Source organism: Gordonia sp. 34D (assembly GCF_056682775.1).
On sequence record NZ_CM155293.1, the window covers coordinates 3,814,258 to 3,828,646 of the forward strand.

General features: G+C 60.7%; 9 protein-coding genes. All 9 read left to right on the forward strand.

The genetic code is table 11. The features are described from left to right. The first annotated feature begins 2 nt into the window (after positions 1-2). A complete protein-coding gene (gene rpsC, locus AC1L34_RS17850) occupies positions 3-812 on the forward strand; it encodes a 30S ribosomal protein S3 (RefSeq protein WP_424323162.1) in 810 nt (269 codons plus the stop codon). A gap of 4 nt (positions 813-816) precedes the next feature. Continuing rightward, a complete protein-coding gene (gene rplP, locus AC1L34_RS17855; protein WP_009681027.1) occupies positions 817-1,233 on the forward strand; it encodes a 50S ribosomal protein L16 in 417 nt (138 codons plus the stop codon). Next, positions 1,233-1,466 carry a 50S ribosomal protein L29 gene (rpmC, locus tag AC1L34_RS17860; protein WP_424323161.1) on the forward strand — a complete coding sequence of 78 codons (234 nt, stop codon included), beginning with the start codon at positions 1,233-1,235 and terminating at the stop codon, positions 1,464-1,466. The genes rplP and rpmC overlap by 1 nt, the downstream gene beginning before the upstream one ends. After that, entirely contained in the window at positions 1,463-1,744 is a 282-nt protein-coding gene (gene rpsQ, locus AC1L34_RS17865; protein WP_424323160.1) for a 30S ribosomal protein S17, read from the forward strand. Before rpmC ends, rpsQ begins: the two co-directional genes overlap by 4 nt. Before the next feature lie 226 nt (positions 1,745-1,970). Further along, entirely contained in the window at positions 1,971-2,903 is a 933-nt protein-coding gene (locus AC1L34_RS17870) for a glycosyltransferase family 2 protein (RefSeq protein WP_424323159.1), read from the forward strand. A 185-nt stretch (positions 2,904-3,088) separates the two neighbouring features. Further along, positions 3,089-4,435: an ATP-binding cassette domain-containing protein gene (locus tag AC1L34_RS17875; protein ID WP_480034975.1), complete on the forward strand. Its 1,347-nt coding sequence runs from the start codon at positions 3,089-3,091 to the stop codon at positions 4,433-4,435. A gap of 92 nt (positions 4,436-4,527) precedes the next feature. Beyond that, entirely contained in the window at positions 4,528-5,256 is a 729-nt protein-coding gene (locus AC1L34_RS17880) for an ABC transporter permease (protein WP_480034976.1), read from the forward strand. After that, positions 5,253-6,080 carry an ABC transporter permease gene (locus AC1L34_RS17885; protein WP_424323156.1) on the forward strand — a complete coding sequence of 276 codons (828 nt, stop codon included), beginning with the start codon at positions 5,253-5,255 and terminating at the stop codon, positions 6,078-6,080. The genes AC1L34_RS17880 and AC1L34_RS17885 overlap by 4 nt, the downstream gene beginning before the upstream one ends. A 171-nt stretch (positions 6,081-6,251) precedes the next feature. Next, on the forward strand, positions 6,252-14,285 hold the full coding sequence (locus AC1L34_RS17890) for an amino acid adenylation domain-containing protein (RefSeq protein ID WP_480034977.1): 8,034 nt from the start codon (positions 6,252-6,254) through the stop codon (positions 14,283-14,285). Positions 14,286-14,389 lie beyond the last annotated feature (104 nt).

Sequence of the window (14,389 nt, forward strand, 5' to 3'; positions counted from 1 at the left end):
CCGTGGGCCAGAAGATCAACCCGCACGGCTTCCGGCTGGGCATCACCACTGACTGGAATTCGCGTTGGTACGCCGACAAGCAGTACGCGGAATACGTCAAGGAAGATGTCGCCATCCGCAAGCTGTTGAGCACCGGGCTCGAGCGCGCAGGTATCTCGAAGGTTGAGATCGAGCGCACCCGTGACCGCGTCCGCGTCGACATCCACACCGCCCGTCCGGGCATCGTCATCGGTCGCCGTGGCGCCGAAGCCGATCGCATCCGTGGAGACCTGGAGAAGCTGACGGGCAAGCAGGTTCAGCTGAACATCCTCGAGGTCAAGAACCCCGAGGCTGACGCTCAGCTCGTCGCACAGGGTGTGGCCGAGCAGCTCAGCAACCGTGTTGCTTTCCGTCGCGCCATGCGCAAGGCCATTCAGTCGGCCATGCGTCAGCCGGGCGTCAAGGGCATCCGAGTCCAGTGCTCGGGTCGTCTTGGCGGCGCGGAAATGAGCCGCAAGGAGTTCTACCGCGAAGGTCGCGTGCCGCTGCATACGCTGCGCGCCGACATCGACTACGGGCTCTACGAGGCACGCACCACCTTCGGCCGCATTGGCGTGAAGGTGTGGATCTACAAGGGTGACATCGTCGGCGGCCGTCGTGAGCTGGCCGCTGCTGCACCTGCCGAGGACCGCCGCGGTCCGCGTCGTCCGAGCCGTCCGCGCCGCGATGCGCGTGCCGGCCAGGGCGGTCGTCCCGAGGCGGCGCAGGCTACTGAAGCAAGCGCAGCTGCGCCTGCTGAGGCTGCTGCGCCGGCGGAAAACCAGGAGGGCTGAGGCCATGTTGATCCCTCGCAGGGTCAAGCACCGCAAGCAGCACCACCCCAGCCTTAAGGGCCGGGCCAAGGGCGGAACCAAGGTCACTTTCGGTGACTACGGCATCCAGGCTTTGGAAGGTGCATACATCACCAACCGTCAGATCGAGTCTGCTCGTATCGCGATCAACCGCCACATCAAGCGTGGCGGCAAGGTCTGGATCAATATCTTCCCGGACCGCCCGATCACGAAGAAGCCTGCCGAAACCCGCATGGGTTCCGGTAAGGGTTCGCCCGAGTGGTGGGTGGCCCCGGTTAAGCCGGGCCGCGTGCTGTTCGAGATGAGCTACCCCAATGAGGAGACCGCTCGCGAGGCCCTGCGCCGCGCACAGCACAAGCTCCCCATCAAGACCCGTATCGTGACCCGAGAGGAGCAGTTCTGATGGCACTCGGAGTTGCAGCAACTGAGCTCCGCGAGCTCAGCGATCCCGACCTGGTCGCGCGCCTCAAGGAATCGAAGGAAGAGCTCTTCAACCTTCGCTTCCAGATGGCAACCGGTCAGCTCGACAACAATCGCCGTCTGCGTACCGTGCGTCGCGAAATCGCGCGCATCTACACGGTCATGCGTGAGCGTGAACTGGGCCTGGCGTCCGGACCGGAGGGTGAAGACGCATGAGTGAGGACCAGAAGGTGAACACCGAAGATCGCGCCAGCCGCAAAGAGCGGATCGGCTACGTCGTCAGTGACAAGATGACCAAGACCATCACGGTCGAGCTGGAAGATCGCAAGAGCCACCCGCTCTACGGCAAGATCATCCGCAAGACCAGCAAGGTCAAGGCGCACGATGAGGAGCAGGTGGCCGGCATTGGCGACCGCGTCCGCATCATGGAAACCCGACCCCTGTCGGCAACCAAGCGCTGGCGTCTCGTCGAGGTGCTCGAGAAGGCCAAGTAGGCCCGATCGGCGCTTCACAGCGACGAACTAAACAAGCAAACCGCCCGTTTCCGGAGAAGTCCGGGAACGGGCGGTTTGTTGCTTTTGGTTTGATGAACGACCAGGCATCATCGGTACCGGGAGATCACGTCGCGGCCTCAAGCCAACGGGCCGCAGCCGTTGATTGTCTGAATGGGCGAGAGCTATGAGGCTATTGTGATCATCTATCCATTCTTTGGAGGGCACTATGCAAACACTCTCCGTACTGGTTCCCGCGTTTAACGAAGAGGCGTCGATTGCGGCATGCCTGGACAATCTGCTGAACCAGACTCATCCAATCGACGAGATTGTCGTCATCGACAATGGGTCCACTGACTCAACCGCGAGCGTCGTCAAGACGTACGTGGATCACTACGGTGGCGCGTGTACCGCTAGCGGGTTTGCCCGGGTGAGGTTAGTGTCGGAGCCCGCCAAAGGGGTGGTTGAAGCGGTGGCAACTGGATTTTCCACGGCCAGCGGAGAGATCATCGGTCGCACCGATGCAGACAGCCTCGTGACGGCCAATTGGGCGGAAGCGATGATGGATTTCTTCAGCGACCCAGAGAACACCGACTACGGTGCAATCACGGGTCTGGTGATGTTGTCGGACGGACCAGCACGTGAGCGATTATTGGCAATGCAGACTAAGGCGGCGGCGAAGTTCGCCGAAGGGCGCGACATTGAATCGCTTGCGGGCGCCAACCTTGCGATGCGCCGAGAATGTTGGGAACTAGTCAGCGACAAGTTGACCCGAAGGCCAGACATTTGGGATGACCTCGACCTCTCGCTTGCGCTTGCTGAGCAGGGGGTCCGGAGTAGATTGCATCCCGGAATGGTCGTGGACACCTCCGGTCGGCAACTGCGGTTTTCACCGGTCCGGAACTGGCACTATTTGTCGGGCGGCGTCCGGACTGCGAAAGCGCGCGGAAATGACGTGGCCTTGCGTCGGATGCGACTGGACCTGCCATTCCGGCTCATCATGGCGTTCTTCCTTTGGATCGTCCTGCGACCCTGGGATAACGACAGCAAAACGTGGCGACCGCACCGCCTGTTTGTGCCGCTGGAACGTGAGCGTGCATTGATCACAACTGGCCGAGATTTGGGCGGTAGTGATTCGGCAGCACCACCGCCAACCGGCTGATGGAAAGTGCTGTGCGCGAATGCAATCCTCTCGATCGGATGGCACTTGTTAGGCTAGCTGAGGGCTGGGGAGTCGCATCTGTGGCGCAGAGGTTGGGTCGAACGTGTCGGGTATTTGCACCTTGTCGAATGCCTGTACGGTCGGTCGATTCTGCGTTTTGGCCATGGAGTTAGTGGAGGAAACGCATGTGGGAACGTACGCCCGGTAGTGAAACGACTGGTCCCAGACATTCTCGGATCGTGTCTGATCCATTGCGAGACACGATGCCCTGGGTTCCCGAGGACGATCCAGTTCTCAAGGAGTTGCGCGCGTGGCGAACGGAACTCAGTGGCGTAGAGACACCGTCCCCTCCCGAATCCGCGACCTTGCCGGCGCCTGCCGAACGTATTGACGTCCAACGAGTCTCGCCGCCAACCCATCCGATGTGGGATGTCCTGTCGCCTCGGACAGTCGACCCGATCGAACTAGTATCCGATCGAGCCGAAGCAGTCTCGAACGCGGCGGCCCGTACGGTTGCTTTTCCCAGCCTGCCGGTCGAGGCGGCAGCGAGCGCCCAGTCGGCCGACGGGTTCGCGATTGAGGCATCGAATCTCCATAAGCGATTCGGGGATGTGGTCGCAGTCCACGACGTCAGCTTCGCGGTGCCGAAAGGGCGGATCGTAGCGCTTCTGGGGCCGAATGGTGCCGGGAAGACGACCACGGTCAATATGCTCTGTACGTTGCTGAAGCCTGATGGCGGTTCGGCGCACGTCGCTGGCCATGATGTGGCGGGCGATGCCCCAGCTGTCCGACGCTCAATAATGCTGACCGGGCAGTTTGCGGCGCTTGATGAATCACTGACGGGCAGAGAAAACCTCGTGCTGTTCGGGCGTCTCCTTGGGATGTCGAAGAAGCGTGCGACGGCGCGAGCCGACGAACTGCTCGCCGAGTTTGGATTGACCGATGCTGCCGGTCGGCGGGTGATGCAGTATTCGGGCGGTATGCGTCGGCGAATCGATATCGCCTGTGGTCTTGTGACCCAACCCGAGGTGGTCTTTCTCGATGAGCCGACCACGGGACTTGATCCACGCAGTCGACAAGACGTGTGGAATATTGTGGAACAACTGCGTGATTCTGGGGTGACGATCCTGCTCACGACGCAGTATCTCGAAGAGGCCGACATGCTGTCGGACCGCATCGTCGTTATCGACGGAGGTCGTGTCATTGCCGAAGGTACGTCAGATGAATTGAAGGCTGAGACCGGTGCTGCGTACTGCGAGATCACACCGGCGCATCCGGCATACCTGCCTCGCCTGAGGGCGAAACTCCGCGACATGATGGGAGCGGTAGAACGGGAAGAATCCTCAGGCACGGTATCGATTCCCGCGCCGAACGGCCCGAAGACATTGGCGGAAGTGATGCGACGGACCGAGGCGGCAGAGATCCCACTGGCGGATATTGCGTTGCGTAGGCCGTCGTTGGACGAGGTGTTTCTCGCGCTGACCGCCGACCGATCGGCACCGTCCTCACACGTATTGGACGAATCCGAGTGACTGGCACGACTCCGGGTCGAGCGCCTCAACTGGTGCAGGAAAGGCGCGCTGCCGGGGGTGCCTTGTATCTGCGTCAATGGTGGACATTGACCGTGCGGGGACTTCTCACGGTGCTTCGGAACGGCGAATTCGTATTTGCTTTCATTGCCCCCGCGTTCGTCGCGGTTTGCTTCTACATCCCGCTTCGCAAGGTGATGGATTCGTCGCCGAACATGGATTACGCAACCTTCCTGACTCCGATCATCCTCTTGATGTCGATTAGCTTCGCTGCGACTTCTGCTGCCATGCGCTCGGCGTTCGATGTCAAGGAGGGGATCAACGCACGATTTCGAGTTCTGCCGATGCCGGGCGCGGTGCCGTTCCTTTCGCGGCAAGCCACCAACACGGTGCTGCTCGTCGTGTCGCTCGTGTGCAGCGGGATCGCTTGCTTGTTGATCGGTTGGCGACCGTCCGGCGGTGTTCTCGGGACCATCGGATTGTTTGGCGTTGCACTCCTAATTGGAGCGCTCCTATCGCTGCTATCAGATGGGGTCGGCCTGGTCGCGGGAAGTCCTGAGGCTACGAGTCAAATGCTCGGCTTGCCGACAATGATTCTTGGCATGGTGTCGACCGGTTTTGTGCCCGAGGCGCAGTTCCCAGAATGGATCCGCGGATTTGCCCGAAATCAACCGATTTCTCAGTTCGTTTCGGTGATGAGGGCGGCGGACTCGCCACTTCCGCTGACTTGGTCGACGGTGCAGGCCTCTGTCTGGTGGAGCGTCGGACTTGCGATCGCGGCCGGGGCACTGCTCGTTAAGGGCTCACGAAAGGTGGCGGGATGACATTCGCGATAGCGACCGAAATTCCGGTGGTTGACGGTCCTCCGGAAGGATCGTCCCGCGCTTGGATTCGTGGTTCCGTAATTCTGGCCGCGCGGCAGGTCCTTGTCTATGTTCGGGACGTCCCGACGGTGCTCCAGTCTTTCGTCATCCCGGCGATCTCGATGGTTCTGCTGAAGGTTGTCCTCGGGGATGCGGTCGGTTCCGCTACTGGGCAAAACAGCTTGTATGGCACTGTGCCGCTGATGATTCTTGTCGGTGCGATGAGCGGGTCGATGGTTTCGGCCGTGCGGTTGAACAAGGAAGGTTCGACGGGGTTGCTGGCCCGCCTCTACGTGTTGCCAATCAATCGTGCTGCGGACCTTACGGCGAGGGTAGTTGCCGAGGTGATCCGAATCTTCGTGCTGACGATCGTCCTGTTGGCTGTCGGATATGCCATGGGATTCCGCTTCGAGCAGGGGGTGCTCGGTGCCTTGGGGCTGATCGCGGTCCCGGTGATCTTCGGTGGTGCCTACGCGGTGTTCGGGTTGGCGCTCGCAGTGAACTCCCCGCCGGGGGCTCCACTGGTCCAGTACTTGGGTCTCCTAATGAGCGTTCTCATGTTCTTCAATTCTGGCTTCTCGCCGGTTGATGCGTACCCGGGTTGGATGCAACCGATAGTCGCGAACCAGCCGATGACTCCCGCGATCGACCTCATGCGGTCGTTCGCGGTGGGTGGACCCATAACAATCGCGTTGGTGAAGGTTGCAATTTGGACCGTTGTCCTCGTTGCCTGCAGTCTTTACCCCGCTTTACGCGGCTATCGGAAGGCTGCGACAGGTCACTGACATGCACATTTGCTCGTTGAGGGCGGCACGGTGAACGATGGGTAAAGGCATCGTTGCGATGTCGCGAAGACGCGCTGCAGCTATATTAGATTGGTCTTAAGGTGCTGCTGGGGTTCAGGGGGCGGTCGGCAATTAACACGGAGAGAGTTGCCAGGACGGGGAGTTGATTTTGTGAAGATCGCTGGAGTCGTAGGGGGTCAACGCGAAATGTTGCCGTTGACCGCCGCCCAGCACGGGATGTGGTTCGCCGAGAGTCTGTCGCCCGACTATTCGGTAAACATCGCCTACTACCTGAGCATTCGGGACGACGAAGGCGTCTCCCTCCGCTCCGATTTGCTCGCGGATTGCGTCATCGCTGCGTGTCGAGAATTCGAGTCGCCATATACCCGATTGGTCGATATTGACGGAATTCCAATGCAGGTTGTGGATCCGACCATGGACATGCCAGTGCGGCGAGTCGACTTCCGGAATGCGCCAGATCCGATGTCGGCCGCGAAATCATGGATGAATCACGACTACCAGGCCAATGTTGACTTACTGGTTGGGCCATTGGCATCAATCGCATTGCTCAGGGTCCACGACGATCACACCTTGCTTTATGTGCGGGGTCACCACATTCTGCTCGACGGTTATTCGTCCCTGACCAGCTTGCTTTCGGCGTTGCAGCGCTACAACGCCGCACGTGCCGGGGTGGATTTTTCGCCGACGCGGCACGCCGATCTGGCGGCATTGGTCGCAGACGATGAGGCGTATCGATCTGGTCCTCGTCGAGAGCGCGACCGCCAGTACTGGATGGAACACGCGGCTGGACTTCCGGAGCGCGTGAGCCTTGCCCGCCACGATCGGACGGTAGCGCTGGCTCCTCAGAATGTGGTGGCGGGGGATTGGTTGAGTGCCGAACTGCAAGAGCAGATTGAGCGACTCGCCAAGGACTCGGATTGTTCTGTTGCCGCGCTGTTGGTGGCGGCCTTCGCAGCCTTCATGGCGCGGATGACAGGCACCGATGATGTCGTCATGAGCTTGCCCGTCACCGGCCGTGCGACCGCAGCCATTAAGAATGCTGGCGGCATGCTTTCCAATATGCTCCCGGTTCGCGCGCGCGACGTCTCACAGGTATCGATGGGTGACTTGGTGCGCCAAGTTCAGAACGAGATGATCGGGGCGTTGCGTCACCAGCGGTACAGATTTGAGGACATTCGATTAGACGCAGGCATGGGCGAAGGCAACAGCTCATCGTTCGGGCCGATCGTCAACATGATGTTTTTCGACAAGCCAATCGAGCTGAGCGGGGCCAAGGTAAGCTACCATATTCTGTCCTCAGGGATCCTGGAGGATTTGCGGCTTAACCTGTACCAATCCGCGCCGGGTGCGCAACTGGCAGTAGATTTGCACGGCAATCCGAATCTGTATGACAACGCAGAGTTGGAGTCCCACGTTGGTAGGTTCATCGCTTTCATCCCGCGGCTACTAGGCGACTTCGATCGTCCGATTGGTGAGATCGACCTGCTCATGCCGGAGGAATCGGCGGATCTCTGTGCCATGGGGCGCGGGGAGACAACCTCAGGCGAGGACTCAGTCAAGACAGTCCTCGAATTAGTCGACCAAGCAATTGCAGCTTATCCGGATCTAGTGGCGCTCCAGTCCGACGATACCGAGCTAACTTACCGAGAATTTGGTGAACGTCGCGAAACGCTGATGGCGCGTCTCCGTGCCGACGGGGTAGGCGCCGGTTGCCGCGTGGCGGTAAATCTGGAGCGGGGAATCGGGCAGGTTATTGCAATCCATGCGGTTATCGCGTGTGGAGCGGCGTATGTCCCGGTCGACGTCGAACTACCGGTCGGCAGGCGTGCGGTTATTATCGGCACCGTCGCGCCGGCGGTCATCATCGACGACGATTACCTGGCCTCGATCGGCGATCAGGTGGGCGACAGTGGTTCAAGAGAGATCGGCCCAGTTCATCCAGGAACTGGGGCCTATGTCATTTTTACTTCGGGTTCTACAGGGACTCCCAAGGGCGTCGAGGTCAGCCATGGAGCGTTGCGGAACAGGCTGCAATGGATGCAGGACCACTACCCCATCGGGCAGAGCGACGGCGTACTTTACAAGACCCCGTTCACCTTCGACGTGTCCGTTTGGGAGCTCATCTGGCCGCTTACCAGGGGGGCGCGCATGGTCATCGCTCGCCCCGGTGGTCACCGCGACCCCACGTACCTAGTCGAGCTGATTCGCCGTGGCGGGGTTACAACGCTGCATTTCGTGCCGTCGATGTTGGAACTTTTCGCGGACAGCGGCGAGGTCCTGCCTAATCACGTAGCCACAGTCTTCGCCTCGGGTGAGGCTTTGAGCCCGACATTGGCGAATGCCATCGCCGAGCGATCGGCGGCGCGGATCGTCAACCTCTACGGTCCAACTGAGGCTGCAATTGATGTCACCGAGTACGTGGTTGTACCGGGTGACGATGAGATCCCGATTGGTAAACCAGTGCCGAACACTGAGGTGCTGGTGCTCGATAATCACCTGCGCCAAGTACCTGTAGGAGTGGCTGGCGAACTGTACCTAGCGGGTGACCAGCTAGCTATCGGGTACATCACGAGGCCGGACCTGACAGCCGACCGGTTCGTCTCCAATCCGTACGGCGAGAGCGGGACGAGGATGTACCGCACGGGCGACCTGGTGAGCAGGCGTGCGGATGGAAACATCCTGTACCTCGGCCGAACCGACTTCCAGATTAAGATTCGGGGCCAGCGCGTTGAGCTCGGCGAAATCGAAGGGGTCTTGCGCGACAGTCCGGAGGTTGAGGCGGTCGTAGCGTTGGCCCGAACCGGACCGACCGGCGGGCCGATTGTGGTGGCATACGTGCGCCTGCGGTCGGAAACCGAGACGAGGCTTGAGGAGTTGAGTGCCCTATGTCGCCGCCAATTGCCTTCGCACATGGTGCCTGCTGCCATTGTTGTTGTTGACGAGTTTCCCGTCACGGACAATGGCAAACTCGATCGGAACGCCCTGCCAGAACCCTCGCTGACATCCAGTCGGGCAGAATACGTCGCCCCGCGGAATGCTGCCGAACATGCGTTGGCTGACCTTGTGTCGACGCTGCTGGGTTTGAATGAGACTCCGAGTGTGGTCGAGAACTTGTTCGCGCTCGGGGGTGATTCACTGTCGGCAGCACGACTGGTCTCCCGCGCGCGGCGTGAACTCGACATGAATTTCGGGCTTACCGAGATCTTCGATGGTGCAACACTCGCAGATCTGGCGAACCAATCTCGTGACGACTCGATCGCCAGTGGCTTATTCGGGGACGCGATCGACGGAATTCGCCCCGCGCAGATTCCCCTTTCCCCTTCGCAATCGCGGCTTTGGTTGGTCAACCGGATCGACCCGGATTCGGCGACCTACAACATGGCCGGCACGGTGACCTTCGAGAGTTCGATTGAGGTCGACGTCTTGCGCGCCGCGCTCCGAGATGTCATCGGTCGACACGAGCCATTGCGGACGACATTCCCCGCAGTCAACGGAGTGCCCGCGCAGCAGATTCTCCCCGTCGAGAGTATCGGGATTGAAGACTTAGTGAGCGTGCGCGAGGTCCCGTCCGATGGCCTCGACCGGGCACTGGTCGCTGAAGCATCACGAGGTTTCGATCTGACCACGGATCTGCCGATTCGGGCGACGGTCTTTTGTTCTGGTGACGCGTCGGCCGACACCCTCTTGATCGTCTTGCATCATATTGCCGGTGACGGGGCGTCGCTGGTACCGCTAACGCGCGATCTTTCGCTGGCATACGCCGCACGCGAGCAGGGACGGGCCGCGGAATGGCGTCCGCTCACCGGGCACTATGCGGACTACGCCATGGCGAGAAGGGCTGAGTTCGGTGACATCTCTGACCCCTCGTCGCGTGCATATCGCGACCTTGAGTTCTGGCGTGGCACGTTGCGGGGCTTGCCAGAACTCTTGGAGTTGCCGACGGATCGCCTGCGGCCACAAGTTGCCTCCGGACACGGAAATTACCGAACCCGGGTGCTTCCCCGCGATGTATCGAAGAGCGTGTTCGCACTCGCCGACCGCACCGGGTCGACGGGTTTCCTCGTCGCACATGCAGCCTTGGCCGTGGTGTTGGGGCGCATGGCGTCAACAGACGACGTCGCGATCGGGATTGCCGTTCACGGCCGGCAAGGTGCACCGGAACTCGATGACATGGTTGGCATGTTTGTCAACACCGTGGTGCTGCGCAGTCGGCTGGCCCACGGGTTGAGTGTGGCGGATTTTCTCATCGTCGGGCGACGCAGTTTCGGTGCGGCACTCGACCATTCCGAACTGCCCTTCGAAGACGTCGTCGCCGATGCGTCACCGCAGCGGTCGCTGGCGCACACACCGCTATTTCAGGTAGCGATGACGTGGCTGGACGACCCGATGAGCGACTCCGTAGCAGCGACGGCGCGACCTCTTCGACTCCCTGTCGCTAAGACTGACCTTGAAGTCGCGATCACCGTCCTGCCTGCTGAGGATGGTGACGACACACCCCAGATTGCTGTCGAGTTCGGCTACGCAACCGATCTGTTCGACGCCTCGACCATCGACCTGCTTGGCCAGTCTTTCGTGCGGGTGCTCGGCGAGATGGCCGCCAATGAGAACCGGTCGCTGGGCAGTTTGCAGCTGGAATCGGCGCTCCAGGAAGTCGTTCGGGGAGCCGAACCGGCGCAGTTAGCGACGATTCTGGAACGAGGTGCCATCGCCGCAAACCCAAAGTCAACCGCCATCACCTACGGTCGACAGTCGATCAGCTACGAAGTTCTCGGCCGCATTACCAATCAGTTGGCGCGGGTGCTCATTAATCGCGGGATCGGGCCGGGCGACGTCGTAGCGGTGGCAATCAGCCGCTCGGATAAGTCGGTTCTCGCGACACTTTCAGTGATCGCTGCGGGTGCGGCCTTCGTCCTGATCGATCCATTGCAGCCCAGAGCGCGGCAAACCGAAATGATCGTCGACTCGGGTGCGGTACTGGGCATTTGTGCTGAAGGCGCGACATTGGCCGAGGCACATGGATCGGTGCCGTGGCTGGATTTCGAGGGCCCCGAAATATCGGCCGCTTGGACTGAACTATCTGGAGCCAGGATCACAGATGCTGACCGTGTACGCCCGGTACAAATCGACGATGCTGCCTATTTGATCTTCACTTCGGGGTCGACAGGCCGTCCAAAGGCGACGGTGATCGGCCACCGCGGCCTCGCCAATTTTGCGGTAAATCTGCGCACTAATTTCCGAGCTGGACCGGGTGCGAGAGTCTTGCACGTGTCATCGCCGAGTTTTGACGCTTCAGTTCTTGAGCTAATGCTCGCGTTTTCGGCAGGTGCGGAACTGGTGGTGTCACCGGCTGACGTCTACGGCGGTGAAGCATTGACGGAGCTCATCGCGGAACGAAGGATCACGCACGCGCTGCTGACTCCAGCAGTGTTGGCAACAGTCGAACCGAAGGATGTTCCGTCGTTGACGACGGTACTTAGTGGCGGTGAAGCGATCCCAGAAGAGCTCGCTCGAGAGTGGGCGGGGCGCGGAAACGGCCAAATCTTTAACCTGTACGGGCCCACCGAAGCAACGGTGTGGGCTACCGCCGACGGCCCACTGGTGCCCGACGATCGTGTCACCATCGGATTGCCTCTGCCCGGTGTTCAGGCGCTCGTACTCGATTCGGCGTTGCTGCCCACTCCGATTGGAGTACCGGGTGATCTCTACCTCGCTGGGGATCAGCTGGGGCTCGGCTATTTGGGTCGCATGGCCCTGACCTCACGCAGCTTCGTGGCCAATCCATTCGCGACGGGCAAACGGATGTATCAGACGGGCGATCGTGTCACTCGCCTCCACGACGGTCGGCTCGTCTACAACGGGCGGATCGACTTCCAATTGAAGATCCGCGGTTTGCGTATCGAGCCGGGCGAAGTCGATGCAGTCATCGCTGCGCATCCCGAGGTCGATTCCGCAGTGAGCCTAGGAGTGCCCGGACGCGACGGCCAACTTGTCCTCGCCACGTACGTTTCGCTCCGACGAGGGGCCGATGCTGATGCGGATCGGTTGATGCAGTTTGCCCGCGCCAAGCTACCGAAGTACATGACACCCCAGGCGATTACGGTCCTGGATTCGTTGCCGGTGACTTCGGTCGGAAAAATCGATCGAAGGGCGCTGCCGCCGATAGATCTATCTTCGGATGTCGAGATCGTCGCGCCACGCAATGCCACCGAGTCCGTGGTTGCGGGCCTAATGGCGCAGATCCTGGGACTAGCTGAGATCAGCGTGACCGACAGTTTCTTCGAAATCGGGGGCAACTCCCTTTCCGCGACCAAACTGGTGTCGAGGCTGTCCGCGGTACTCGATCGACACGTGTCCGTGCGGGATGTTTTCCAAGCCCCGTCGCCAGCAGAGTTGGCTGCTGCCGTGGACTCGCTGCCGATGCTGAACGAGGACGGATCCACTTCCCCGATTGCCCCACTAACCGATGAGCGTCGTGCACAGGATCTGCCGGTCTCGTCGGCGCAACGAGGGATGTGGCTGTTAAACCAGGCCGATCCGGATTCTGCGGCGTACAACATCGGCTTGATATTTGATATTCGGGGCAACCTTCAGGTGGAGGCGTTGCGTGCCGCCGTCGCCGATCTCGTTGTGCGGCACGAGGCACTACGCACGGTGTATCCGAGCGTCGATGGTCTGCCCGTCCAGCGAATCATGTCACCGGAGGAAGCACTGCGCACTGTTCAGTTGCGGGTGGCCGACGATGTCGAAAACGTCGCGGAGACGGTCAACGGCCTCGCTTCTCGGGGCTTTACTCTGGCCGATCAACCACCGGTGCGACTGGACTTGTTGCCGGTAGTCACGAAGGACAGCGGAGGCGAGGCCGATTTCGTCCTCGCGTTCGTCGTCCATCACATTGCCGCAGATGGTGCGTCAATGGCACCGCTGGCTCGCGACCTCATGACTGCTTACGCCGCTAGAGCCGCGGGCGACAGGCCGACGTGGCTGCCGCTACCAATTCAATACGTCGACTATGCGGTTTGGCATGCCAACCGATTGGCGACGACGGACGCTGGTGGTCGCACCCGTCAGGAAGCAGAACTTGAGTATTGGCACGAACGGCTTTCGGATGCGCCCGAAGTCCTCGGTATTCCGGCTGACCGTCGGCGGCCCAAATCGCCGACGTTCACTGGCGGTCAGGTACCGGTCCACATCCCGGCGTCGCTCGCGACAGGAATTGACGCGATTGCCAGACGCGACGGTTCCACGATGTTCATGGTGCTGCATGCGGCTTTCGCGATATTGCTGCACCGCATAACCGGTCAGGAACAAATCGTGATCGGCACGCCCCACGCCGGACGCAGTGAACACGTCCTCGACGACGTCGTTGGAATGTTCGTTAATTCGGTTCCGCTTCACACTCGAGTGCGGCCGGACGACACCCTCGGTGAACTGCTGCGCAAGGTTCATTCCGACGACCTCAGCGACATGGCGCATTCCGATGTGCCATTCGAGGCGATCGTTGGACGAGTGGTCGGACGTCCGGCAGCATCACACAATCCGATTTTCCAGGTGATGTTCTCATTCCAGAATTTCGTGATTCCCGATCTGGAACTTGCGGATCTGCGGATCGTCGGCCGGGATCCGGAGGAGGTTGCGGCACAAGTCGACCTGCAATTGACGCTGCGGCCTCAAAGCGACTCGACAGGCAACTTGGAAGGGCGGTTCTCCTACGCGGTCGATCTGTTTGATCGCGACCGGGTCGAGAAGCTCGCCCAGCGCTACCTACGAGTCCTCGAGGCATTGGTGGCCGATGACTCGCTGGCGGTCGGGGATGTGGACATCCGCCTCGACGATGAACGCGACATCGCCGACGTCGTCGACGTAGAACCCGTCATGCTGTCGCTCCCCGAATTGATTTCACGGGCGACCGAAATTGCGCCGGGCACTGCCGCAGCATCTGATTCGGGAAACGCTCTGACCTTTGAGCAGATTCACGCGTCGCTGACCGCGATGGCAGCAGTCGTCGGCGACACAGACTCGGCATTGACGATGGTGCTGATGAGTTCCTTGCCTTCTCTCGCGGCCGCCGGTGCCGAGGCATTTGCCGCAATTCTCGAGCAGATCCGGACAAACGCCGAAACTGTTTTGGGCCTGGGATTGCGGGGAACTGATGGGGGTGGTCTTTCGGTAACGGGGATCCCCTGAGTTGAGATAGTCCTTGGGGGAGGAGTAGTCGCTGCGGGGTGCGCTAGCCAACTGGGTAAGTACAAGCACGACCGTCAAAGTCGTGCGGAAGGCGGTGAACGTCA

Bases quoted from the DNA above. Each gene is read 5' to 3' on its own strand.
- AC1L34_RS17870 (WP_424323159.1), top strand. From the start codon at position 1,971: ATGCAAACACTCTCCGTACTGGTTCCCGCGTTTAACGAAGAGGCGTCG.
- rplP (WP_009681027.1), top strand. From the start codon at position 817: ATGTTGATCCCTCGCAGGGTCAAGCACCGCAAGCAGCACCACCCCAGC.
- AC1L34_RS17885 (WP_424323156.1), top strand. From the start codon at position 5,253: ATGACATTCGCGATAGCGACCGAAATTCCGGTGGTTGACGGTCCTCCG.
- rpsQ (WP_424323160.1), top strand. From the start codon at position 1,463: ATGAGTGAGGACCAGAAGGTGAACACCGAAGATCGCGCCAGCCGCAAA.
- AC1L34_RS17875 (WP_480034975.1), top strand. From the start codon at position 3,089: ATGTGGGAACGTACGCCCGGTAGTGAAACGACTGGTCCCAGACATTCT.
- rpmC (WP_424323161.1), top strand. From the start codon at position 1,233: ATGGCACTCGGAGTTGCAGCAACTGAGCTCCGCGAGCTCAGCGATCCC.